This window comes from Nostoc sp. UCD121 (assembly GCF_014222285.1).
In the GTDB taxonomy this organism is placed as follows: Bacteria; Cyanobacteriota; Cyanobacteriia; order Cyanobacteriales; family Nostocaceae; genus Nostoc.
On record NZ_JACKZS010000007.1, the window covers coordinates 15,188 to 40,761 of the forward strand.

Annotated in this window: 21 protein-coding genes, 1 tRNA gene and 1 other RNA gene; 6 read left to right on the top strand and 17 right to left on the bottom strand. The window is 41.0% G+C overall.

Annotation, left to right across the window (positions count from 1 at the left end; genetic code table 11):
• Positions 1-110 precede the first annotated feature (110 nt).
• The 3 genes from GNF10_RS02645 to cbiE form a co-directional block, all read right to left on the bottom strand.
• Positions 111-371 (bottom strand): hypothetical protein, encoded by a 261-nt coding sequence (locus GNF10_RS02645; RefSeq protein WP_185581494.1) that lies wholly within the window; start codon positions 369-371, stop codon positions 111-113.
• Positions 372-822: 451 nt separating this feature from the next.
• Positions 823-2,844, bottom strand: a complete 2,022-nt coding sequence (locus GNF10_RS02650) for an ATP-binding protein (protein WP_185581493.1) — start codon at positions 2,842-2,844, stop codon at positions 823-825.
• A gap of 327 nt (positions 2,845-3,171) precedes the next feature.
• Complete coding sequence (cbiE, locus tag GNF10_RS02655; RefSeq protein WP_185580828.1) at positions 3,172-4,380, bottom strand: precorrin-6y C5,15-methyltransferase (decarboxylating) subunit CbiE; 1,209 nt, start codon at positions 4,378-4,380, stop codon at positions 3,172-3,174.
• A gap of 144 nt (positions 4,381-4,524) precedes the next feature.
• On the opposite strand from cbiE, the gene GNF10_RS02660 reads away from it, so the two are divergent.
• Together GNF10_RS02660 and GNF10_RS38305 are read left to right on the top strand one after the other, a co-directional pair.
• Positions 4,525-4,707, top strand: coding sequence for a hypothetical protein (locus GNF10_RS02660; RefSeq protein ID WP_185580832.1), 183 nt, complete (start codon positions 4,525-4,527; stop codon positions 4,705-4,707).
• Between the two features lie 116 nt (positions 4,708-4,823).
• Positions 4,824-4,946: a hypothetical protein gene (locus GNF10_RS38305; RefSeq protein WP_260445931.1), complete on the top strand. Its 123-nt coding sequence runs from the start codon at positions 4,824-4,826 to the stop codon at positions 4,944-4,946.
• Positions 4,947-5,059: 113 nt separating this feature from the next.
• Here the strand turns inward: GNF10_RS38305 and GNF10_RS02670 are convergent, their stop codons facing one another.
• Together GNF10_RS02670 and GNF10_RS02675 are read right to left on the bottom strand one after the other, a co-directional pair.
• A complete protein-coding gene (locus GNF10_RS02670; protein WP_185580829.1) occupies positions 5,060-6,268 on the bottom strand; it encodes a 4-hydroxy-3-methylbut-2-enyl diphosphate reductase in 1,209 nt (402 codons plus the stop codon).
• 119 nt (positions 6,269-6,387) lie between these two features.
• Entirely contained in the window at positions 6,388-7,221 is an 834-nt protein-coding gene (locus GNF10_RS02675; RefSeq protein ID WP_185580830.1) for an SGNH/GDSL hydrolase family protein, read from the bottom strand.
• Between the two features lie 23 nt (positions 7,222-7,244).
• Between GNF10_RS02675 and GNF10_RS38310 the strand changes: the two genes are divergently transcribed.
• On the top strand, positions 7,245-7,376 hold the full coding sequence (locus tag GNF10_RS38310; protein ID WP_260445932.1) for a hypothetical protein: 132 nt from the start codon (positions 7,245-7,247) through the stop codon (positions 7,374-7,376).
• Here the strand turns inward: GNF10_RS38310 and GNF10_RS02680 are convergent.
• Both GNF10_RS02680 and GNF10_RS02685 read right to left on the bottom strand, forming a co-directional pair.
• On the bottom strand, positions 7,373-8,815 hold the full coding sequence (locus GNF10_RS02680; protein ID WP_185580831.1) for an ammonium transporter: 1,443 nt from the start codon (positions 8,813-8,815) through the stop codon (positions 7,373-7,375). The genes GNF10_RS38310 and GNF10_RS02680 overlap by 4 nt on opposite strands.
• 566 nt (positions 8,816-9,381) lie before the next feature.
• Positions 9,382-9,705, bottom strand: coding sequence for a YnfA family protein (locus GNF10_RS02685; RefSeq protein ID WP_185581582.1), 324 nt, complete (start codon positions 9,703-9,705; stop codon positions 9,382-9,384).
• Between the two features lie 211 nt (positions 9,706-9,916).
• Here GNF10_RS02685 and GNF10_RS02690 point away from each other — a divergent pair, with 211 nt between their 5' ends.
• The 3 genes from GNF10_RS02690 (at position 9,917) to GNF10_RS02700 (ending at position 15,779) form a co-directional block, all read left to right on the top strand.
• A complete protein-coding gene (locus tag GNF10_RS02690) occupies positions 9,917-14,638 on the top strand; it encodes a GAF domain-containing protein (RefSeq protein WP_185581581.1) in 4,722 nt (1,573 codons plus the stop codon).
• Between the two features lie 304 nt (positions 14,639-14,942).
• Complete coding sequence (locus GNF10_RS02695) at positions 14,943-15,368, top strand: DUF4363 domain-containing protein (RefSeq protein WP_185586727.1); 426 nt, start codon at positions 14,943-14,945, stop codon at positions 15,366-15,368.
• 135 nt (positions 15,369-15,503) lie between these two features.
• Positions 15,504-15,779, top strand: coding sequence for a peptidase (locus GNF10_RS02700; protein WP_185586728.1), 276 nt, complete (start codon positions 15,504-15,506; stop codon positions 15,777-15,779).
• Positions 15,780-16,000: 221 nt separating this feature from the next.
• Here GNF10_RS02700 and GNF10_RS02705 read toward each other — a convergent pair whose 3' ends face one another.
• From GNF10_RS02705 to GNF10_RS02750, 10 genes are all read right to left on the bottom strand, one after another.
• The gene (locus tag GNF10_RS02705) at positions 16,001-16,639 is read right to left on the bottom strand and encodes a ThiF family adenylyltransferase (protein ID WP_185586729.1); all 639 of its coding nucleotides are present in this window, start codon (positions 16,637-16,639) and stop codon (positions 16,001-16,003) included.
• A gap of 26 nt (positions 16,640-16,665) precedes the next feature.
• Positions 16,666-17,499, bottom strand: coding sequence for a hypothetical protein (locus GNF10_RS02710; RefSeq protein ID WP_185586731.1), 834 nt, complete (start codon positions 17,497-17,499; stop codon positions 16,666-16,668).
• Between the two features lie 471 nt (positions 17,500-17,970).
• Entirely contained in the window at positions 17,971-18,930 is a 960-nt protein-coding gene (locus GNF10_RS02715) for a HEPN domain-containing protein (protein ID WP_185592184.1), read from the bottom strand.
• An 82-nt stretch (positions 18,931-19,012) separates the two neighbouring features.
• Positions 19,013-20,446, bottom strand: a complete 1,434-nt coding sequence (locus GNF10_RS02720; RefSeq protein ID WP_185585633.1) for a VWA domain-containing protein — start codon at positions 20,444-20,446, stop codon at positions 19,013-19,015.
• Positions 20,447-20,834: 388 nt separating this feature from the next.
• Positions 20,835-20,904 (bottom strand) — tRNA-Phe (locus GNF10_RS02725).
• A gap of 32 nt (positions 20,905-20,936) precedes the next feature.
• Entirely contained in the window at positions 20,937-21,659 is a 723-nt protein-coding gene (locus GNF10_RS02730) for a hypothetical protein (RefSeq protein WP_185585632.1), read from the bottom strand.
• Positions 21,660-22,130: 471 nt separating this feature from the next.
• The gene (locus GNF10_RS02735; RefSeq protein ID WP_012407952.1) at positions 22,131-22,331 is read right to left on the bottom strand and encodes a hypothetical protein; all 201 of its coding nucleotides are present in this window, start codon (positions 22,329-22,331) and stop codon (positions 22,131-22,133) included.
• 325 nt (positions 22,332-22,656) lie between these two features.
• Positions 22,657-22,740, bottom strand: a transfer-messenger RNA (tmRNA) gene (ssrA, locus tag GNF10_RS02740).
• A 256-nt stretch (positions 22,741-22,996) separates the two neighbouring features.
• Positions 22,997-24,493, bottom strand: coding sequence for an aldehyde dehydrogenase family protein (locus GNF10_RS02745; protein WP_185585631.1), 1,497 nt, complete (start codon positions 24,491-24,493; stop codon positions 22,997-22,999).
• A 271-nt stretch (positions 24,494-24,764) separates the two neighbouring features.
• Positions 24,765-25,487, bottom strand: a complete 723-nt coding sequence (locus tag GNF10_RS02750) for a cyclase family protein (RefSeq protein WP_185585630.1) — start codon at positions 25,485-25,487, stop codon at positions 24,765-24,767.
• Between the last annotated feature and the right edge of the window lie 87 nt (positions 25,488-25,574).

The window sequence follows — 25,574 nt, forward strand, 5'->3', positions numbered from 1 at the left end:
AAAACCAGGTGTATATTGGCAACCTGTTACACAGCAGATGCTGCGCTGCTGGAATGATTAAAAGTTCACCAGATAACAAGCAGCATCTGGTATTACCTTTATGAGTAATTTCAGGATTTATCTGGTGGTTCTTCACCAATGAACAATGCTTTTTTACTGCGCTTCAACTGTTTCCAAAGTGCTTTAATTTGTTTGTAAGCATCTTCTGGTTCAAGCTTTCCAGATGTTTCTAGACTGGTAATATAGCTAACTTTTTGAGCAAATTCTTGAAGGTTGGCATTAAATACTAAATTCTCTGGCTTAACTTGACCATAATAGCGACTACGAAGGTAAAGAAATTTGTTTTTGTCGTTAATATTAGACTCGTCCATTACTTCACCCCCAATAAGTGACTTTTAGCAACGATAATCACAACAAAGATCGCTTCAATGAAGAAATTGCCGCAATTATTGTGAACGATGAGTGAGTCTAAAAGGGAACACAAAATAAATTATACAGCAACTAGCTATTTATTAGCTGTGATGATAGTAAGACTTTTGAATCATGCACATTAAGCATAGACTATACCAGTTTCTGGTAATAATGTTGCAAGATTGAGTGGCTCTAAGCTTTCTATGTCCTCTGGATTAGCCTACAGCAAGCCGCTGCTAGGGTTGAAGTTGCTCACGAAATATATAGGCGTAAACTAAATTCCCCAGTGTTAAGCAGGGGAATTCTGTTAGGGCGATGTCCATCTCCTACCCTCTATTTACCCAATCACCGCTGCAATAACTCTAGCACACCGAAAAAACATCGGTAGTGATACAAGAGATAAGCCCAACTTTAAAGTAGAGAGTCAGTTGATGTTATTCCTGAATGTTGAAAAGTCTGAATAGGAATTTCAATTTGAAATTCAGTTCCCTTACCTAATGCAGAGATACAATGTAGTTTTCCTTGATGCTTTTCGACAATAATCTGATGACTGATTGATAGCCCTAAACCAGTTCCTTGACCAACAGGTTTAGTAGTGAAAAAGGGATTAAAAATCTGTTCTTTAATCTCTAACTTCATACCAAGTCCATTATCTTTGATACTAATTAAAAGCCTCTCGTTATCTATAACTAAAGTTTTTATTTGAATAGTTGGTATCTTATTTGCAGACTGCCAATATTGCATATTATCCTTTAAAGCATAAATTGCATTATTGATAATATTCATAAAAACCTGATTCAACTGGTTGGCATAACAACTAATCTTAGGAAGTTGACCATATTCTTTAACTATCTGAATATCAGGTAATTTATTTGGTAGTGCCAACTGATGATTTAAAATCATCAATGTATTATCTATGCCTTCATGAATATCTACAGATTTAATTTTTGCTTCATCTAGTCGTGAGAAGTTGCGTAAGCCCAAAACAATATCTGTAATTCGCTCACTACCTGTACTCATAGATGCCATTAACTTAGGCAAATCGTCACACAAGTACTCTAGTTCGATAGATTTTATTTTGGCTTCTATGGTGGGATTTATTTGGGGATACTGCTCTTGAAAAACTGCAATTAAATCTAGTAAATCATTGATATACTGATTTGCATATCTGAGATTACCAGCAATAAAACTCACTGGATTGTTAATCTCATGGGCAATGCCTGCTACCATTTGTCCTAGACTTGACATTTTTTCACTATGAACCAGTTGAGCTTGTGTTTTTTGTAAGTCCAGCAAAGCCTTTCTTAATTCCGATGTTCGTTCTAAAACCTTTCGTTCTAACTCATTGTTAGCCTTTTGTAACGCTGCTGCGGCTCTGTAGGTTTCTGTAGCAATACTGGCAATATGAGTGGCAGTTTTCAGAATTTCTAGATGATGCTGAGTCGGATGACAAGGAAATTTATGAGATATAGCAAATGTCCCTAAAACTTCACCAGTTTGCGAAGTAAAAGGTGACGACCAACAAGCTCTGATGTTATAACTCAAAGCGAAATCTCGGAAATCAGCCCATAAAGGATCATTAGCAATATCAGTAGCAAATACTGAATCTCCTCTATAAGCAGCAGTACCACAAGAACCACAACATTCACCAATCATCAAACCATCAACACCCTTTGCAAATTCTTCTGGGAGAGTCGGTGCTGCTCCTCCCCGTAACTGCCGCTTGTCTTCATCTACAACTAAAATGGAGCAATATGCCCCAGGTAATTGTTGCTCTAGCAGGATACAAAGGTTGTTAAAAATTTCATATAGGTTAACTCCAAATGCAACTTGTTCTAAAACTTGGCTTTGGGTGTAAACTAACGCTTCTGAACGCTTGCGTTCAATCGCTGTTGCTAAAATATGGGTTATAGATTGTAAAAAATGAACATCATCTGAAGAAAAAGTTCTGGCCTCAGTAGCATAGACTTCTAGCAAACCTAAAGGCTTACTCTCACCTGGAATTAGCACACTCAAACCAGTAACGCTATCTGGCGGAGAAGGAATAGTTAAATCATCGATCTGACAATTGGGTGTGTTACAATTAACAACTAACTGAGTATTATCCAAGAATTTTTGTACTTGCTGATTAGTTGTGACATTAACATCAGCAGAGTCTGTTTCTAAAGGTTTCTCCCCAACGCTAGCTACTTGACGCAAAGCATTACTATCTGAAAGTACTTGCCAGATTCTACTGTATTTTACATTGAGTATTTGAGCTACTAAACTAACTGTATCTTGAAACAAATACGACAATTCCAGTCCTGACAGTGCTTTTTGTCCAAGTGCATTCACTGCGGATTGATAGCTGAAATTCATCGATGAATTATCAAAATCATGCCAGTTATTGTTTGACTGATTTGTTTTGCTTGATGCCTGTAAATTTAAGTTCATAAACGAATATATTATTTGTTCTGCGTATCTAATAGTTCCCTAAAAAACTTAGAATCTCCATCTACTTTTCAAAACTTTAAGATAATGGAATATTTATAAATCAAAGATAAAGTAGGTTAAGCACATCTAAAATAATCTTGACAAAAGCATTGGCTTATGTCTGAAAACAATAATCAGATTTATCGTTTAATATGATGTCCGGTTAATTACTTTTGAGATGTTATTGCTTTTGCCCTTGGCGTATCTTCTCCGCAATAAGAAGGGTACAAAACGAAGTAAGCAGTTAAAGATTTAGCTGGCACATTTTCAGATGCCCCACAAATCATATTATTTTACAACTACCCATTGCGTGACAGGTGCCATTGCCCGCCAGCCCAAAAATTTCCCAATAGGTTCCGCCCGTTGAATAGCAACACGAGTCAAATCGCCACCGACTTGTTTATGCCATTGAAATAAAGTTTGCTCACCCTCTACCGTCACCACATTTGCCACCAAACGCCCACCGGGTCGCAGTGCTTCCCAACAAACATCAAAAAGTCCCGTTGCTGTCACTCCACCACCAATAAAAATTGCATCTGGTGCTGGCAAGTCTTTCAGGGCATGGGGCGCTTTCCCTTCAATGATTTGCAGATTTGGAGTACCAAGAGTGGCGGCATTATCGGCAATATAGAGTAGTCTAGATGAATTTTGCTCGATCGCGATCGCTCGACATCGAGCATTACTCCGCATCCATTCGATAGAAATTGAGCCACAACCCGCGCCAACATCCCACAACAACGCGCCTGGTGTGGGTGCTAAAGCTGCTAGGGTAATTGCCCTAACTTCACGCTTTGTTAACTGTCCATCGTGGTGGTAGGCGTTATCTGGTAATCCTGGTAATCTTGGTAAAGGGATAACCCCTGTATTAGCAATACAATAAACTGCGATCGCATTCAAAGGCGCAATTTCAGTCTCACTCCAAGATACAGCTGTACCTTCTATAATTCTTTCATAAGTACCGCCCATACGCTCCAAGACGGTAATTTTGCTACCACCATAGCCGCGATTTGTCAAAATTTTCGCAACAATGCCGGGTGTGTCCTTCCCTTCGCTCAAAATCAACAGTCGCGCTTTTGGGTAAATATAAGACTGGAGTAGGGAGGATGGACGACCATTTAAACTCAAGGTTTCTACCTCAGTTAAAGACCATCCCATCCTGGCACAGGCGAGGCTGAAGGCTGAAGGTGCGGGGATAATCGTCATTTCAGAGACGGGAATTCGCCGCATCAAGGTGACACCAATGCCGTAACACATTGGATCGCCGCTTGCGAGTACGCAGATTGACTGACCCCGACGCTGGATGATTTCTTCTACAGAAGTGCTAATGGGAGATGTCCAGACTAGTTTCTCACGTTGATCGTCTGTAGGGAGCATTGCCAAATGGCGATCGCCTCCGACGATTACTTTAGCTTGATCGACTAGAGAACGAGCGATCGCGCTTAACCCCTGTAATCCATCTTCCCCAATCCCGACGATAGAAAGCCATTTCTCTGTCATGCTAATTCATAATTAATAACTAAGATTTGACGCTAATTCTAATTCGGAATTTTTTCGTCAATTTTGGTAGGATATAGCTCATAGTGCTGGATTGAGGATAGCAGGATGAACTCACTCCCAGAAAAATAAGCTGCTATTATCCAATTGTCTGAAGATGAAATGCGGGATTTATCAAACTGGCTTCAAGAATATCTCAATGATGCCTGGGACAAGCAAATTGAAACAGATGCAAAATCTGGTAAATTGGATCAGTTAATCCAGCGTGCAAAGACAGATATTGAAGCTAATCAGGTAAAACCGTTAGATAAAATCCTTAACAACCTCTGATTTTTGGCGCTCTTATGCTGTACTTTCACCTGAAGCTAAAGAGCAAGCTAGAAAGGCTTATCGTCTTTGGATTTATAATCAATTTTATCCGTTTTTGCATTTCAAAAAAGTTGGAAATGATTTATTTGTGGTCAGTCAGGATTAGTGGTGGATATCGCGCACTAGCAATTAAGAACAGCGAGGATTATTACTGGATCTGGATTGGTTCACATGATGAGTATGAGGCGCTGATTGAATAAGAATATTGCTGCTTCATTCTTTAACTTATTTTGTAACTTTCTCGACAATTATAAATGGATATGGGGAGATGAGGAGATAGGGAAAATAATAACTCCCCAATCCCCAGTCCCTTTTATACCAACGCTGCTGTTGCTTTCAATGCAAAAATCTTCTCAATCACATCTTCTACAACCTTATCTGGCGTGGAAGCACCAGAAGTAATTCCCACAATAATTTCACCATCTGGCAACCAGTTTTCTGTAGTTATTAACTGCCCATTTAATTGCCGATGTTCTATAGAATCTCCTGATTTAATCCGTTCAACAGTATCAATATGAAAAGAAGGAATTCCCCGCTCAAAAGCAATTTGTTGCAATTGCGTAGTATTCGATGAATTAAAGCCACCAATTACTATCATCAAATCTAAATTATGCTCCACTAATTCCAACATGGCATCTTGCCGTTCTTGAGTGGCATCACAGATAGTATTGAAGCTTTGAAAATGCTGATTTAACTCTATGGGGCCATACTTCTGCAACATAGTCCGCTCAAAGAGCTTCCCGAGTTGCTCAGTTTCGTCTTTCAGCATCGTAGTTTGGTTAGCAATGCCAACTCTTTCTAAATCACGATCTGGGTCAAATCCTGCTGAACAAGCTTTAGCAAATTTTGTCAGAAATTCTTCACGATTCCCACCATTGATAATATAGTCAGCAACATATTGCGCTTCTTGCAAATTCAACACAATCAAATATTTGCCAGCAAAGGAACTAGTTGCAACTGTTTCTTCGTGCTTATATTTACCGTGAATTATTGATGTATAATCGATTTTTTTGTGCTTTTCTACTGTATTCCAAACTTTAGATACCCAAGGACAAGTTGTATCAACAATTTTGCAGCCTTTATCGTGAAGGATCTGCATTTCTTGAACGCTAGCCCCAAAAGCGGGTAATATCACTACATCACCAGTGCCAACAACAGAAAAGTCTTTATTCTTTCCTTCAATGGGAATAAATTCGACTTCCATCTCCTGCATTCGCTGATTTACAGAAGGGTTGTGGATAATCTCGTTAGTAATCCAGATGTGTTCTGTGGGGAAGTGCTGACGAGTTTCGTAGGCCATGGCCACAGCGCGTTCTACACCCCAGCAAAAACCAAAGGCTTGTGCTAGTCGGATTGTCACATCACCCCGTTGCAGAATGTAATTGCGATCGCGAATTTCTTGAATCAAGTTACTCTGATATTCAGATTGCAACTGGGTAGCAACTTCTGCTTGATGACCAAAGCCCTTGCGATTGTAATTTTCGGAATGTTGCAGGCTGCGCTTAAAAGCTTTTGTATCCATTAGATTTGTTTACTTCAACCACTATTTTTTATTTTCTCGCGCCAAGCCGCGATTTATACAGGATTGTATTCAAAGATATTACTTCTTTTTGTCCTTTACCCTTTTTCCCGTGAAAGACGTTAACGCTGGGATTTTAATTCGATTTCGCTATAAATCTGCAATGCAGAACGCCAAACTATATACCCTTCGGGACTTAAATGTAAGCCATCAGTAGTAAATTCGCGGCGGAGATTTCCTTGCTTGTTAGTAAACAGGGGATATAAATCAAGATATTTGATACCTTTTTTGGTAGAAATACTTTGCAGTTGCTGATTTAACCCCTGAATGCGACTGTTGGCAATAGCTAGAAGTTTATCTCGTCCTTTCCAGGTTGCTTCTTCTGCCCCATGTGGCAAAATCGATTGCACAACAATTTGCGCGGTGGGATGCCTCTTTCGGAGGTAATTGATAATTTGTCGCTGATTATCTAAAATTTCCTCGTTGCTCACCCCCCGAATTAGGTCATTAATGCCAATCATCACAAAAATGACTTCTGGTTTGCTGCGGTCAAATATTTTCAACCTGTTTAAGAGTCCATTACTGGTTTCGCCAGAAATCCCTTGATTGAGCCAAGTTTTACCTTCGGGTAATAACTCAGGGGGAAACCATAAACTCAGAGAATCACCCGCCAGGATAGTTAAATGCGGAGGACGTTGGTCAGCAGCGACCTTGGCTTCTTGCTTGAGAATTTCTACCCACTCCTGATAAGTGAGTTGATGACGGCGACCCAAATCAGGTGTAGCAATTTGGGTTGAGTTGTTCAGGTTAATTTGTTCTGGGGATGTTACTATCCCAAAAAAAGCGGCCAATTTCTGCTGTTGCCAAATTAGCAGGAAGACCGCCAACATTAGGATGCCGTTGGTTAACAGCGAGAAAAATGCCCAGATAGGAAAGGTTTTTGCAGAAGTAGACACGACTAGCGAAATTTACCAATTATTTGAATCAAATTTTAACGCTAGCGATCGCAAATTACACAATCTTCAAGTGGAAAGAAGGGGAAGTAAACAAACTAACTCCTAACTCAGCACGGGCTAAACGCCCCGCTACCGCTAACAGCACTATTTACTAAGTCGGACGATCACCAAACTCGGAATTGTAACCTTCTTCACCGTGTTCGTTGATATCCAAACCTTGCAATTCTGCTTCTTCTTTAACACGCAGTCCAACTGTAGCATCGATAACCTTGAGAATAATCCACGTACCAACACCTGCGATCGCGTAAGCAACGGCGATTGCTATTAGTTCAACTCCCAATTCACCAAAATTACCACGCAGCACTCCGTCTTTACCTGCGCCGTTGACTTGAGTTGTGGCAAAGATGGCTGTTAAAATTGCCCCCACTGTACCACCAACGCCATGCACAGGATACGTATCTAAAGCATCGTCAATTTGCAGCTTATGTTTGAAACTTACAGCATAGAAGCAAACAAAGGCAGTAATGAAACCAATTAAAATCGCTGATAGCGGTGTGACAAATCCGGCGGCGGGAGTGATACCTACTAAACCAGCAACGGCTCCTGTAGCTGCTCCGACGGCTGTGGGTTTACCCCGTAAAACTGCTTCCAAAATTAGCCACATTAATGCACCGGCAGCCGCCGACGTATTGGTGGCAACAAAGGCTGTTGTTGCTAAATTTGTTGTTAAGTCCCCAGAAGTTCCACTAGCAACAGTTAGGGCACTCCCAGCGTTGAAACCGAACCAACCAAACCACAGCAAGCCAGCACCCAGCAAGATGAAAGGAACGTTGTGCGGCGGACTAAGGCGATCGGGATGGGTTCTACGGGGGCCAAGGACGATGGCAGCTACCAGAGCAGAAATACCAGAACTAATATGAACCACTGTGCCGCCTGCAAAGTCGAGGGCACCCAATCCACCATATAAACCCAAGAATCCACCTTTCGCCCATACCATGTGATCCAGGGGGGCGTAAACAAAGGTTGACCACAACAGCACAAACAGACAATAAGCGCGGAAACTCATCCGCTCAACGAGCGCCCCAGAAATTAAAGCTGGGGTAATAATGGCAAACATGGCTTGATAAATCATGAATGCCTGGTGGGGAATTGTTCCAGCATAAGAGACTACATCAGCATATTTGGGGTCTGCTGCTTTGAGCGCATCTTCATAAGGCAGATGCGGCAAGTAGCCTTGAGTCTCTAAACCGACACCGTTCAACCCAAACCATTGCAATCCACCGATGAATGGCAATCCTGGTGCAAAAGAAAGACTATAACCCCAGAGAATCCAGGTAACTCCCACGATCGCCATCAACACAAAGCTCATCATCAATGTGTTTAGGATATTGCGCGATCGCACAAATCCACCATAGAAAAACGCCAATCCTGGTGTCATTAGCAGCACCAATGCTGCTGAAATCAGCATAAATGCCGTGTCTCCAGTATCAGCAGCTGGTACAGCAGCTGCTGTTTGAGCAAAAGCATTACCCATTAGCGGCCCTGCCAAAAACAGTAGGCTGATAGCCCCAATCATCACAACTTTCTTCAACACTTGTTTTTCTTCCTAAGAACCAACAATTTGTATCCTTAACTACATTTGATTACTTTTGACTATATATTTTTGTCTTAAAAGTTACTTAACTTTAATTTTCTGGAAATGTTAACAAAAATATAATCCTAATTGTAGTTGCCAAAATCGAACCAAGGGTGTATCAATGCAATGATTGCATCATTTTGTGCAGGATAGCATTTTATGCAAGCGCTACAAAACTCTAAATTTTTAGTTACTTACTGTTACAAATCAAGATACTTGTAAAAATTGATAATTATTATCAATTTTCTGAAAATTTGCACAAATTTACCATGAATTCTCTTTATATCTACGCATTTATGCGGGAGATATACAGATGGTTGCTTATCTTCGGCTGGTTATTAAAAAACCTTGGCGATTTTTGGTCAGGTAATTATTTGTTCAGGGAATTCCAGCAAAAGAAATATCCCATCTCCAGATAGCACAGATATGGTATCCAACAAATATACAAATAATTTTAGATAATTTATTTTTTGTTAGTCTCTGAAAAGCAGGTATTAGAAAATTTATTAATCTAGAAGTTTTACTCAAGGTCTGGGTGCAAACATGATAATTAGAACACTCACTAAAGCGAAACATGCTCCTATGAGGTCATAGCGGTCTGGAGTTACACCGTCTACCTTCCAACCCCAAAACATTGCTATTGCGATAAACACACCGCCGTAAGCAGCATACACTCTGCCAAAATTTGCCGATTGAAGAGTTGCAATAATCCCATAGAAAGCTAAAGCAATTCCCCCCAATATGCCCCACCAGAACGGCTTACCTTCGCGCAACCACAACCAGATTAGGTAGCCTCCTCCAATTTCAAATAAACCAGCCCACAAAAAATACAGCAGAGACTTAATCATTTGACAAATTTATTTATCAGCTAGAACTCAGTGAAATTACGCTAACGCTTTTAACTAAACTATTGTCATTAATTGAAGTAAGTTTATTGACCTGGGCATTGGCATTGGATATTAGGTATTAGGCATGGTGGGCAATCTCCTTGTCTCCCCTTTAATCTCCCTCATTTCCCTGCTTTTTCCCCAGCGCCCAAAATGTAGATAAGGCTTAAGGATGAAAGCACCATTACCTAATAACGAAATACAGAGAATCGAGACACTTTTGGAGTATAAAATTCTCGACACACCATCTGAAGCTGCCTTTGATGACCTCACTCGTTTAGCCTCCTATATTTGTCAGACTCCTATTGCCTTAATTAGCTTAATTGATACAAATCGCCAGTGGTTCAAGTCAAAAGTCGGTTTAGATGTCTTAGAAACACATCGAGATTTTGCATTCTGTAGCCATGCTATTTTAGAGCCTGACATTTTTGTTGTGCCTGATGCAACAGATGACGAAAGGTTTGCTACCAACCCACTGGTTACATCTAACCCAAATATTAAATTTTATGCTGGTGTACCTCTGACTAACCCTGAAGGATATGCTTTAGGAACTCTGTGTGTAATTGATTACGTACCACGAGAACTTACTCCAGAACAGATAGAGGCATTACGAATATTAGGTCGTCAAGTCATCAAGCAACTGGAATTGCGCCGAAATTTAGCAAGTTTAGTACTTGTTACCAAGAAAAATAAACAGACGCAGAAGGCAAGCAGACAATTTTTTAAAAAGATTGCAGCAAGTTTTGGTGTCGCGTCGGTAATTTTAGTTTTGATTGGTTTAGTTTCTTATCAAAATACAACAGTATCTACTAATAATCGCAGTATATTAAAAAATACTTCTCAAAAAATCAACAGTTTAGAAGAATTACTGTCTCAAATAAAGGATGCGGAGACTAGGCAGCGTAGTTATATTATTACTGGAAAACCAACTTATCTAAAACCTTATCAAGAATCACTTACCAATGTCGAGCAAGAAATTGCCAAACTAAAGAATTTAAGCACAGATCAACCAAACCAGATTGTAACGCTTGAAATTCTAATTGCTGATAAACTTACTGAACTAAACCAGACTATCAACTTACGCCAAAAAAAGGGAGCAGAGGCGGCGTTGCAGGTAGTACTGACAAATAAAAGTCAAAATCTCATGGATGATATCCGCAAGGAGATCAATGAGATAGAGAACGAGGAAAGGGAGCGGCATCAGCAACTTTCACAAACAGCAAAAGCTTGGACTCGCAAAACAACTGTGACAATTGCGATCGCTATTTGCCTCAGTTTTATTGTTCTGACTGTAGTTTACTACTTGATTTATCATGAGGTAACAGAGCGCAAAAGGGCAGAAGAAAGCTTAAATCAAGAACGTAACTTTATTTCAGCAGTCCTTCATACAGCCAGTGCATTAGTAATAGTTCTTGATTCTCAAGGGCAAATTGTTCGTTTCAACCAAGCTTGTGAGCAAATAACGGGTTACTCCTTCGATGAGGTCAGGGGTAGGTATATATGGAATTTATTGCTAATTCCTGAAGAGATGGAATCAGTTAAAGCAGTTTTTGAGGAATTGCTAACTGGTAGAGGCTTTTTGGAGTATGAGAACCATTGGGTAATGAAGGATGGCAGTCATCGGCTGATTGCTTGGTCAAATACCTTCTTAAAAGACTATGAAGGAGCGGTGGAATACATTGTTAGCACTGGCACTGACATCACCGATCGCAAACGAGTACAACAGCATTTAACTGCACAATATGCTGCAACCCGCGTTTTGGCAGATTCTACCACAATCAACGAGGCTAACCCTCGAATCTTACAAGGAATCTGCGAGAGTTTAGGATGGGATTTAGGTGAAATCTGGATGGTCGATCAGCAAGCAAATGTGCTGCGTTTTCTTTCCATCTGGCATAAAGCATCCCTTGAAGTGCAAGAATTTGAAGCACTGAATCGGCAAACCACATTTATAGAAGGAATTGGACTACCTGGGCGTGTCTGGGCTAGTTCTGAAGCTGTTTGGCTTACTGATGTCGTCACGGATCTGAATTTTCCTCACTTCAAAATTGCGGCTCAAGTAGGGCTACACGCAGCTTTCGGTTTTCCAATTCGGACTGGTAACAAAATTCTAGGCGTGATTACCTGCTTCAATCGTGAAATCAAACCTCCTGACCAAGATTTAGTTAACACGATGAATTCTATTGGTGAACAAGTGGGCCAATTTATTCAGCGTAAGCGGGCTGAAGAGGAATTACAACGCCAAAACTTGCGATCGCAACTTTTTACCGAAATCACCCTCAAAATTCGCCAGTCTTTGCAAATCGACGAAATTCTCGAAATCACTGTCAAGGAAGTGCAAAAGATTCTTCAAACTGACCGAGTTTTAATCTATCAGCTTTTACCAGATGAGTCTGCAACCTCCGTTGTTGAAGCTGTAATTTCTGGCTTACCAGAGATTAAAGAGCAAACTATCACCGCCCCTTACTTACGAGCAGAATACCTGCAACAGTACTATCTACAAAAGTACCGTCAAGGAGAGATTTTAGGACTGGCTGAGTTAGATTTACTCGAAGTCCAACAAAGTGACCTGAAATTAATCCAACAGTTTGGGGTCAAAGTCAACTTTGTTGTACCTATTTTGGTCAAAGAAGAACTTCGCGGTTTGCTCATAGTCCATCAGTGTGATGATTCTCACCAATGGTCTAGTTTTGAAACTCATCTTTTGCGGCAAATAGCTGACCAAGTAGGCATTGCTTTAGCCCAAGCTCAACTTTTAAAAGCAGAAACTCGTCAGCGAGAAGAACTTGAAATTGCCCGTCACCAAGCGGAATTAGCTTCTCAGACTAAAAGTGCTTTTTTGGCAAATATGAGTCATGAAATTCGCACTCCCATGAATGCTGTCTTGGGGATGACCAGTTTGGTTTTAGATACTCCCTTAAATCCAGAACAACGAGATTTTATTGAAACAATTCGGATTAGTGGAGATGCCCTTTTAAGTTTAATCAATGAGATTTTGGATCTTTCCAAACTTGAGGCCGGAGAAATGGCTCTCGAAACTCTAGATTTTAACCTATCCACTTGTGTTGAAGAAGTGGTAGGATTATTGGCTACATCAGCCCATAGTAAGGGGTTAGAAATTGCTGCACTACTTTATAGCAACGTCCCTATTCACCTCAAAGGCGATGCTAGTAGGTTACGGCAAATTCTGATGAACCTAATTAGCAACGCTATTAAGTTCACTAGCGTTGGTGAAGTCGTAGTGCAAGTAGAATTGCGATCGCCTTTGGCAAAGGCATCGCTTTCTTCTACAACAGCCACCATCCATTTTGCCATCAAAGATACAGGTCTTGGCATTAGCCCTGAAGACCAACACAAAATCTTTACGCCATTTACCCAAGTGGATGCTTCTACCACTCGCAAGTATGGTGGTACCGGTTTAGGATTAGCCATCTGCAAACAACTGGTGACTTTGATGGGAGGAGTTATTGGTGTGGAAAGTCAGAGGGGGAAAGGATCTAAGTTTTGGTTTGAGGTGCCTTTTGCCAAACAACTTCAACCTGTTTTGCCAAACTCCAATAGCTTCTTGCCTGCGACACGTTACACGAAGGTCAAGAGCGAAGACGGATTTTTGAACAATCGCCGCTTGTTAGTAGTAGATAGTAATGCTACTAATTGCAAAATTATCTATCATCAAGCTATCGGTTGGGGAATGCAGGTAGATCAAGCTGACAGTATTGCTGCTGCACTCATTGCTATTCAGGAAGCTTGTGAGTGTGGTAATTCTTATGATGTCGTCTTGCTTGATATGCAAATGGCTCAAACTTCTGGCATAACTTTAGAAGAACAAATTAAAGCCAATTCTGCAACTGCTAAGATACCTTTGATTATACTCACCTCTATTAATCAACGTGCCCAATTGCAACGGGCGCTCAAAATAGGATTTGCTGCTTACTTAGTCAAACCCGTTAAGCCCTCTCGACTCCTTGATACCATTATGAATATTCTAAAAACTCAGCCTCAACCAGAAGAAGGGTCTAAAGGAAGAAGGCTAGACGCTACCACAAAAATCTCAAGTACAGAAACTTCCAGCATTCCTACTTCCTCTGCACCTAACCCCTCTACTCAATTCCAGTTAAAAATTCTCTTAGCTGAAGATAATTTGGTGAATCAAAAAGTCGCCCTGAAGCAACTTCAGAGTTTAGGCTACAAAGCCGATGTTGCTGCCAATGGAGAGGAAGTTTTGCAGCTATTAGAAAAAATTCCTTATGATTTGATTCTAATGGATTGCCAAATGCCAATTCTTGATGGCTTAGAAACCACAAAAGAAATTCATCGTTGGCAAGAAGACGCTTTTGTTCTGCGTCGTCGTCCTGTGGTGATTGCGATGACGGCTAATGCGATGAAAGAAGACCAACAAATGTGTCTCAATGCAGGAATGGATGACTATCTGAGTAAGCCAGTGTTTAAAGAAAAATTGGCTGCTACTCTAGAACATTGGACAGGCGTTATCTTCTCTAAACAAGAGGCAGTTGTTGATGAACAGACAGCTTCCACCACAAACAACGACACAATTGACCTAGCAATTGATTGGGAACACTTGCATCGGATATCGGAAAATGATGGAGAATTTGAATTAAATCTATTGCAAATATACCTTGAAGATGTTGAACCCCGTTTAGAGATCATGATTGCAGCGATCGCATCTGATGACTTTGGGCAAATTGCGCGAGAAGCTCATCACCTTAAAGGTGCTAGTGCCAATGTTGGAGCCACAGCTATGTATCTAGCAGCTGAAAAACTAGAAAAGTTAGCTTACGAGCAAGAGCTTAGAGATGCTACTAACTTAGTTTTAGAGTTAAAAGAATTTGTCAACTCTATGCAAGACTTTTTAACAAGAAAGACTTCAGTCTGAATTCTGTACAAGTAGCGGATAAATATGTGAATTTAAGTCCCACACTAATTAATTCTGAATTCTACATTTTTTTTAATCATAAATAAAGTAACAAATCCCACCATTTTAGTTACCCATCAAAAATGATGAGGTATTAATTCCAAATTAATATAGAAAATAGCCTTGATACAATCATACCAATAAAAAATTTTAGCATTTACAGAAAGAAAGCTAGCATAGAATCTTCCTACACTCCAGCAACTTTAGCTGATATAGTAACTGATACCGCCATTACTTGGCTAATTATCATTATTCAAGAGGTCTTATGAAACGCTTAATCTACATCATCCCTGTTACTGCAATTAGCTTACTGACATTGGTAGGATGCAATAGCGATCAAAAATCCACCACCCAAACTCCTACTACCACAGAAACCACTAAGGCAACAACGGTATCTAAAACTCCTAGCGCTACGCAGGGAGGTTTTGATACTTTGGCCGGTGTCGTTACAAATACAAAAACTGCGGTGCAAGCCGGAAACTTTGACAAAGCTCAACAGGAATTTAATAAGTTTGAAAATTCTTGGTCTAAAGTTGAGGATGGTGTCAAAACTAAATCTTCAAAAACCTATAATGTCATCGAAGATACTGTTACCCAAGTAAAGGGTTCGCTGAAAGCAAAAGATAAAGCGAAATCTCTTAAAGGCTTACAAACACTTGAAACAAACATTGCCACTGCTTCTAAAAAGTAAGATCAAACTAAAATAGAGCAGGAGTCAAAAGACAAGAGACACTAAGAAAAAGTCTTTATATCTAGCTTTGAGACAAATAATTCTGTAGTTTATCAAGTTGCAAACTGCTATAGTTTCCACTGGAGATTTTGGATAATGCGTTCATTTCGCAAATATCACCGGACTCTGGCGATTATTTTGGCTTTACCGCTTGCTGTAACATTGTTAACTGGTATTGCAGCTACCCTGGTAGGTGAGTGGTCAGCTAACATTGGAGTTCCCCGTAGTCTACTACTTTCAATTCATCGTGGTGAAATCTTGGGTTTACAAGGAATTTACCCGATTTTGAACGGACTAGGACTATTAGGGTTGCTGGTTACTGGATTAAGTATGACTAGTTTGTTTGGTAGAAAAAGACCAAAATCTGAGTAAGGATTGGTCAAAAGCGATCGCAGTCTTTTAAGATATCAAGTCAGTTCCCCTGCGATCGCAAAAGTGAAATCAAGCCATAATCTATTGTCTCCAGTGCTGTAAAACTCATTGTAAAAGCAGCTTTAAAGTTCTTGCTCCTGCTTCAGAACGGACTAGAATTTGGATAGACATAACTTTGATAAGTAATACCTGTGACAAGCCGCTAAGAGCGCCTAAGCAATCTACAAAAACAGAGATTGAACAGTCAGATCCTTCTGGGTGATGCTGAAGTTATGTTGTTCTGCTGTCGCAACGAATGAAACGATCGCTTCACACGCTACTGCAACGGTTAACATCACCAGGTTTCGTGCCAACGGATAATCACAGACATCATCATTAACCTCAGAAGGAACGCGATAAACGTCATTCCAAATCACTTCTGCATAATCAGCCGATAGTCCAGCATGAAGACAAGGTATGCTTAATTTTTCAGCATAATTTTTTACTGCTTGACGTGCCACACTATTATCAAAGACATCGATAATTAGCTGGCTGTCTTTGAGTAGTTGAGTTGTATTTGCTGGTGTTAACTCCTTTGTTTTAGCATCAACTTTAGTACCAATTGCTCGATATAAATTGTTCGCTAAAATCTTAGCCTTGAACGCTCCAACATCAGAACGGTAGTAAGGCTGAGTTGAAAGGTTACGCTCCTCAATGCGATCGCGATCAATCACTGTAAGTTTATCAAAACCAGAGCGAGCTAAGTTTTCCGCAATGTTAGCTCCTAATGCTCCAGCGCCACAAATTGTTACAAAATAGTTTTTTAATTTTGCCATCACAGCATTGGTGCGGTAAAGCTGTTCGTGAAAAAAGATACTCATAATAATTCGTAGTTCGTAATTCGTAATTAATACTCTTGTTTTTCCATGACACCCACTAAGGATTGCAAGTCAAAATCGCGATCGCGTCCACTCAGGCAAATACCAGAACTGACAACAGTTAAATCAGTTTTAGCGATCGCACTACTATGGCGAACTCCATCAGCAGTTGTCCAATCGACTGTCCAATAATCGCTGCGATCGTGAAATTGATTTAATTTACCACCACCCATTTTCAAAGCCTTTCTCAATCGCTTTTCATCCTGTTGAGGTTGAGTAAATCCCTCCATACGGCGCGTTGCTAATTCATACACTGTGCGGATTTCTGGAGTGATGCCCTTAAACTGTAATTCCTCAGCAGGAATGAGTTGCTTAACAGCAGATTGCAGAGTTTCAACAATTACCGGATCGGTACGGCGATCGACTTCCTCAAACCAGCATGAATGCCCATTCCAACGGGCAATAATTTGCTCAAAGGTAACGCCCTCGGTAACTAAGTGGACTGCGATCGGCTTAACTACCTTCAACCGTTGACGCACATCTGCTTCATTGACGGGGTATGCTAACCAAGTTTGTTTTTGCAGTTGGTGTGCTAACCGCAGCCGTATTTGGGGAAAGTGTTGGAGGTATTCTGCAATTTGGGGTAAGTCTGCTTCTTCTATAACCGTTGCTGTTTTCTCATTCACAGCCTGAAAGATGCCCCAACCTTCAAATTTACTAGGCTTTGGCGTGAAGGTGTAAACCATCCCGGCTACCTTTGTGCGAACTCGTCCACCCTTGACACAGGGTGCAAGGAATTGGGTGGTATGTAATTGCGCTTGTGCGATCGCTATTTGGTTGATTAGCTTAAATATATTAGTCATAACTAATACCAATTTTCGAAAATAAGGCTACCAATGCAACCCTATAAAATCTGACTTTCTTAATTACGAATTACGTTCGCGTAGCGTGCCGGAGGCTCTATTACGAATTACGAATTAATATAATTCTGCGTGCAAGTTAGTGGAGCATTGCGTGTTCTCAGTTACTAGAGGGACTCCGCTGGTGAGTTGTTACACACTCTTTAAAGGATGGCTGCTTTTAAGCCAACTTCCCAGGTTCTTCGCACTCCCCGTTCTCACACGCCCACTGCATTTGGCAGTGTTACCCTCCTCTCGTACTAGTATGTAGGCTCCACAAGTTGGGGCACGCAGGATATTTGTATAATACAACATACTACAGAATAAATGGAAAAGCGATCGCGGTTGTCATTGCTATAAAGTAAATTAAGCTAGAATCATTTTCAGTAAGATAGAATTCAAAGGTTTCAAGTTGGATCTGCAAATAATATTCATTTAGCATTCTTTCAAATCAGTGTAAAGTTGAGGTTCGATGAGAGAGTGTTGTAAAAGCATTTTTACAACTAATTTTAGAAATTTCTTGGCAGTTAAATCATCCTTTAAAACTAATAACTCTTTTGCAAAGTCTGGTTTACCACCGTGCGCTATATTACTTCTATAGGCGTAAAGTTTTTTCCAAACTGTACTTTCAGGTGTATTTCCAAAAAACTTAGAATAGTTGAGTTTCTTACTAAAACGCTTTGATAATAAATTTATTTTATTTGTAACTTGTCGTGTAATTGAATCTCCTGCATCAATTGATTTATGTGTAATTAAAAATTCAATAATAGTAAATAGTCCAAGAACCTTGAATTTAGAACTATGAGGAATATGCTTGAGTTCTTGTAGCATATTAATAGCTTCTTTTATGTCTGGATACTTAATTTCATCTAACTGCTGATAATATTGGTATATTGAACCTATATCCTGTAAATTCGTATCATCAATAGATTCACTTAAAGGCAAACTCCTATTCATTTCATGGAAATAATTAAAGGTGTATGTAGGATTTTCCTGAATACCAAAAGTTTTGATTTCTTTATAATAGATAAACTGTAATCCAAATTCTAGTTCTATTTCTACTAAATTTGCTGCCATGATTAAATCATATACTTTAGATATGCCGCCGTAAAAATTTAGTACATAATATTTCCAGTCTTGTGGTTCAAGATGTTGACCTGTAAGACTGTTTTGTTGAAGCATATTCGTGTCTTCAACATATACTAATTCATAAGGAGATAAATTAAATCTAAAAAGTTGAGTAAAATGTCCTGAGTCTGAAAAATACTTTTTTATCTTGTCAATTTGGAAAGAGTCAGCTTTTTGAAAATAGCAATCTTCAAGAACTTTAAAAGGTAGATTGCAGTTGACATTGAGTAGGTTAGCTACAAAAGCAAAGCTAGTATTTTCTGACATGGTATCTCAAAGCTTAGTGTTAATTATTTTAAAATTTTTATCAGGATGTGTTAGAAGTAACTACGACACACCCTGATGTACTCTACTTATCCTCTCGCACAGGCAACGGCATATCCAAAATCTCCATCAGCAAATCTAGACGAGAGGGGCGCGTTAGAAGCGGGACGAGATTCGGCAAGCTGTAGTAATCACCCGCAAAAGTAAACGTATCTACAGGTGCTTGCTGCTGCTTCAATTGACTCTCCACCCAGTTGTAATGACCACCTACACGGACAATCACCACATTGGGCATTATCGCCAACTCCCGGCAGTAAGTCTTGTAGACTTCACCGAAGTAAGGAGCAGCATTTTCGCCCTCATCCGTCACTATGATAATCTGGTCAACTACCTGCTTCTTCTTCCGCATTGCTTCCAATGCACAGCCGATACTAGTACCACCGCCTGCATTGATGTGCTGGAAGGCACGCTCCCAGTCGGTCAACTCCTTGCCTTTTGCCGTAACAGCGTAAGGAATGGTGTCAAAGGCGTAGACAAACAATTCTGCCTTAGTGATACCAGAGATTAGGGCAGCGAGTTGTTTACCGATCGCGATCGCATTTTCCATTGAACCAGACTTGTCCACCAATAAAGCAGTTGGACGAGCGATCGCACCACGCCGCTTTACCTGTTCGTTTGTCACCTTTTCCAGCTGGGCAATGGTGTCTGCGTCAAAATCTCCTGCATCTGCGGCAATCTGTGCTTTGAATGCTGAGACATGCGTACTCTTAGACGCTGCTTCCAGCTTGGAATCAATCAGATTCTTGACTTGTGGATGATCCATTGCACCTCTAGTCTGGAGAGACTTGAGGTTGTTGATCGCCTCTTGAGGAGTCATATTGTTGATTAACGCCACCAATACAACTGGTGTAAGTTGATTGATCGCACCAATTGCGATCGTATATGGAATTTTGAACTCCACAATCAGCCGTGCCTGTTCTGCGGTATTTGTTGCTTTAGCAAGCTGCTTCAGCACATTTGCTAAGGAACCCTCTGGAGGACTATCACCAAACAGAATCGCATTTGCCCGCTCATTTGGCTTGATGTGCAGTGAAGCATACAAGTGCTTCATAGCCTTACGACCTCGCAAAGCGGCGCGATCGAATAGAGCCGGATTGCTTTCTCGTGTCTTCAAGTAACGCCGTACCGCAGTCCGGGCGGAACGAGGTAGTTTATTTTGCTGCTGCTTCATGAAGTCCACCACACGAGCCACCTGATAGGGAGGAAACTCTTGCAGCATCATAAATCCAGCATCTCGGTGTTCAATCAAATTGCTGGTTAACAAATGAGCAACAAACACTTCCTTGTGGTCGCGGACATCACCATGACGCTGATACCAGACTGCCAGATGTCCGTAGAAGATGGGATCGAGTTCAACAATTAACTGATGAATTTCTGCGACTTGCTCAAGCTTGCGGTGAGGAGTTGTGAGCAAACTGTTGAGCATTTCCAAACGCAGGTCACGTTCTGCGGTTTTCATTATGAACCTCCTCTAAGAATTTTGGATTTTAGATTTTGGATTTTGGATTGCAACCTAAAATCCAAAATTGCAGGAGGCAGATGTTGCACGCGGGGCGATCAAGTCACCGCGCAAGTTGTAGAAGCATTGTGTATAACTTGTGCAGAGTTATATAAGCTTCTGTGATCGGGGCGCAGCAACAACTGCCAATAACTATGTAGCAGTTCTAATTACTATGTGAAATTCTCTGTCTTTTTCTTCAACTTCGCGCACTTTGCGTCCTTTGCGGTTCGTTTAAAAAGTAATTTTTGCAACTCAACAAAGACACAAAGAAAAGACCGAAAGAGAAGTTGTCATCAATCATTAATGAAATAAAATCACTTCGTGCAAGTCGAAAAAGCTGTTGATTCACACACAGGATTTGAACCCGTAGTTGCTTGATCTTCAGTCAAGTGCCTGTACCATTCGGCTAGTATGTAAGCTTATCCAGTTAGGGCACGAAGTGAAAAATTTAGGTTTTAGAAAGTTGATTTAAAATAAATCGAATTTCTTTCTTATTACACTGCTGTTTTCTAACAGCGTAAATCATTCGACCTGTATATGCCACAGAACGATGAATTACACCTTTGACAGCATCCGTCACATAATGAATGGGTGGCCATGGCAAATCTTCAAAGGTAATTAAATACCAAATTTCGTTTAGCTTCTGATATTGGTGATAATTATCAATGATGACAATATCAGTTTGTTCCTGCTTTTGCTTCTGCTTTCGAGGTATTTTCTCGGCTGCACAAAGAATTCCGGTTTCAGGATGGATATAGAAGCGATCGCGATAGCTTGTATCTAGCTGGCTTCCATACCCTCGATAAGGCTTGCTATAGAAACCACCATCAATTATTTCTACATACCGCTCAACATAGTCCCACACATGACCGATAACATGCTGTCCTGCCATTGTACTGGGATCTAATCGTTGACACAGTTGGCTGTAAACGTCATTCCAAGGCTGTCCGACTTGCGATCGCAAAAACCGACGCAGAGGGCCGAGATGGTCTGAAAGATATTTGGATTTTTTTATTGGTTTAATCAGGTAGGGATTCAACAATCCATCCTGACTTGCATCCTCGGTGATTTTGTATAATCGCTTCTTAAAGCCAGTCATCTTTTTGAGGCTAATTCTCCTCCCACCGCGAGGACGCTCAATCACAATCTCGCTCAAACGATGTTCGCTCATATCTCACGTTGTTTAAATGCAGTTGTACTAATTGAGTTGTCATTAAACATGAGTTAGCTAACATCATTGAACTCCCCTCCGTATTGAGTAAAGGTTATAGATAAATACAATTCAAATAATTGAAATTCCGCACAAGTTAGCAAAGCAGTTTTCACAATTGCCTGTACCAATTTGGCTACGCTCCCATTAAAGGGAGCGACAGGAATCGAACCTGCGATCCGTTGCCGGATAGTGTGTAGGCTTTACAAGTTAGGGCGCGGAATTAAGTCTTAAATCATTCCGTGCAAGTTTAAGAAGCTTTTTACAGCTACGGCCGCTCTTACCAAATATTGGCAGTGGGCACGCACGCTAAACCTGCGAGAGACTTAGAAATCATGCTTCGCTTATTCGAACGCTCGAACTTTACTACATTAGGGCCGTTATGAATGTGTATGTATGCTTCTTCTGTTAAGGCACAGATGACTAAGAAATTTAACCATATACAGCTTCAGGGCGGACGATCAAATCACCACTAGGACGGCGATCGATTACGTAAGCAGAGAGGCGATCGCTATTCACATCTAAATGCCGAGCAACGCGCTCCTTCACCGCCACATCATTCATCCCTGCTGCAATTCCCAATTGTGTTTTTGGGACATCAACAGAACGTCCTTCAAATCGAATATGAACCATTCCAATCACCTCTTGTTTTAATTACGAATTACGAATTACGTAGCTTGCTTCTCGCTTTTGGCGAGTATTACGAATTCGTATTAGTGGATCTGATCGGGATTGAACCGATACCCTCCCTGTGAGAGTTACACTCACACCTCATGCAAGTTGAAAAAGCTGTGGTAACACCGCAGGAATTGAACCTGCACTTATCGTTTTAGAGACGATCGCTCTACCATTGAGCAAGTATGTAAGCTTTTTCTGTCAGGGCACAAGTGACATCCGGGATCTCTACCGTTAGAGCTACAGACCCAAGCCTCTACATAACTTCAACCGCAGTCAAGTTTAGTGGAGCCGTCGGGAATTGAACCCGAATCCTGCAACCGTCCATTTGTTGGTTTCGGAGCAGTCGAACCCCAATCGCGGCCCCAAACAAGTGGTATCTATGCAATTGTCAAGCTTCTGAGAGCTTTTAGTTTTGCCTTTGTGGAGGCTTTTCTTTTCATACTACAAATGTAGTACAATTTCTACATCATGTCAAGGGGATACTACAAATTTTGCAGTCCAATGCGTGTTATTTAGATTCTCTCTTCTAAAAGTCTTACTCCCCTTCCCTACAAGGGAAGGGGCTGGGGGTTAGGTCTTTTTTTATAGTCTACTCAACTGAAAATCGCTGTATTGCGAAATTAACTGCGGTTATCTATCTGAGCGCGTTGTAAACTTCCAGAAAAGTCAACATAAACACTTTTCCATTCTGTGAAAACATCCAAGGCAGTAGTTCCGGCTTCGCGGTGTCCGTTACCGGTTTGTTTCACACCACCAAAAGGTAAATGTACTTCTGCGCCGATAGTAGGGCCGTTAATATAGGTGATACCTGCTTCGATGTCGCGCATGGCAGTAAAAGCCCGGTTGATATCGCGGGTGTAAACTGAAGAAGAAAGACCGTAATTGCTATCGTTGAGAATTGCGATCGCTTCTTCAAAGGAGCTAACCTCAATTAATGCCACCACTGGCCCAAATATTTCTTCACGGGCGACTCGCATATCGGGAGTTACATGATCCAAAATAGTTGGTTGAAAGAAGTAACCGTTTTTCAATGAACCTTCACTGGCTATTTCTCCACCAATTAAAACCTTTGCTCCTTCCTCACGGGCGATATCCAAATACTTGCTTACCTGTTGGAGTTGCTTTTCATTGATAATCGGGCCAATATCTGTGTCAGTGTCAGTGCCAGCACCCAAGCGTAACTTACTAGTACGCTCATAAAGCATGGCGGTAAATTTTTCTTTGATATCACGATGTAAAATCAGGCGACTAGTAGCCGTACATCGTTGACCGGTTGTTCCAAATGCTCCCCACACTGCACCATCTAAGGCAAGTTCCAAATCGGCATCTTCCATCACTATTTGGGCATTTTTACCACCCATTTCCAGACAGACACGTTTGTGAGTGCGTCCACAAGTAGCGCCAACAAAAGCACCTGTTTCTGAAGAACCGGTAAACGATACCAAATCTACATTGGGATGCTCAACTAAAGCTTTCCCCGCTTCTTCTCCTACACCATGCACCAAGTTAATTACTCCTGGTGGCAAACCAGCTTGTTGGAAAATTTCAATCAATTTAGTTGCACAGGCTGAGGTATCTTCGGCAGGTTTGAGGATGACTGTATTACCACACACCAAAGCTGGCATAGCTTTCCAGCAAGGAATTGCCACAGGGAAATTCCAGGGAGTGATTAAGGCACAAACTCCTATGGGCATCCGCACAGTCATGGCGAATTTATTGGACATTTCCGACGGTGTGGTTTGCCCAAATAGTCGCCGTCCTTCGCCAGCACTGTAAAAGGCACAGTCAATACCTTCTTGTACATCTCCCCTAGCTTCCGTTAGAGGTTTACCCATTTCTCGACTGATTAACTGGGCAAGTTCTTCTTTATGCTGGAGTAATATTTCCCCGACGCGAAAGATGTATTCTGCCCTAGCTGGGGCCGGGACTGTGCGCCAACTGCGGTAGGCTTTACGGGCTGCGGCTACTGCTGTATCTACATCATTAACTTGGGAACGGGGGAATGTGGCAACGATTTCGGTTTTGTCCGCAGGGTTGCGACTTTCTAAAGTTCCTTCCCCTACAGCATTCAACCATTGACCGTCGATGTAATTGCGGCAAGATAGCGGAGTTGTCATCTTAAAAATCCCCGGCTGATGATCGAGTGAAACTTGTGTACTAATACAACTTCTGTATGAGAAACGAACCGCAAAGGACGCAAAGGACACAAAGAAAGAAACAATAAGCCAAGAAAATTTCGCAAGACTCTGCGTACCTTTGCATTTACTTTGCGTTCTTCTACGTTTAAAAACGTTACGATTTTACACAAAGCTGTAGTAAGTTTGCTTGCTTTCTAGGTTATCCTCAAGTTTAAAAAATTGGTGTGAGAAGCAAATATCGATATAAAAATTAAGGCACTAATGCCAAGACACCTACAGGAGAACCAGAACCACCACGCAACCGCAGAATCCCGATCGCTAGAGTAGTACCTTTGGGTGGTAACTGATCCAAATTGGTGAGATTTTCTAAAACAATACGCGGTTTTTCCAATACCAAACGATTAGTAGCAAAACTGTTATCCTGTCCAGGGTCTACACCATGAGTATCAATCCCTACCCCAGCAATTTGCCGTTTCTTCAATAAGAATTGAGTCGCATCGCTACCAAACCCTGGAAAATGGGCAATGCCTTGAGCATCATGATTTAGAAATGCACTTTTATCAAACCACTTTTTTTGCCAACCAGTATTCAGTATAACTACGCACCCTTGAGAAATTTCACCGTATTCTTCTTCCCAAGCCACAATATCAGCAATAGTCAGGGCATAATCAGAATTCACGGCTGTGGCTTGACGAATATCTATAACCACCGCAGGTACAACCAGAGATTGGGCGGGGTATTGGTCAATTCCCATACTATAGCTATGAAAGCTGTTAGGAGCGTTGATATGGGTAGCGCTATGTTCCCCCAAGGCTAAACGTCGGAGGTAATAGCCATCATTATTTAGTTCAGCCACAGTTTCAAATTCTACTGTGGGATCTCCAGGCCACTGGGGAATATCTATGTCAATCACGTGACTTAGATGAATAACGCGTGTGTAGGTGATACTATTTTGACCTTGGGGTTGTATCATCCCAGCCTTCTACTTTACTTGTATTCAGGGATTTTTTTAAAGGTGCTATCGCCTGGGTTGGGCTATGCCGACGCAAAGATAGTACTA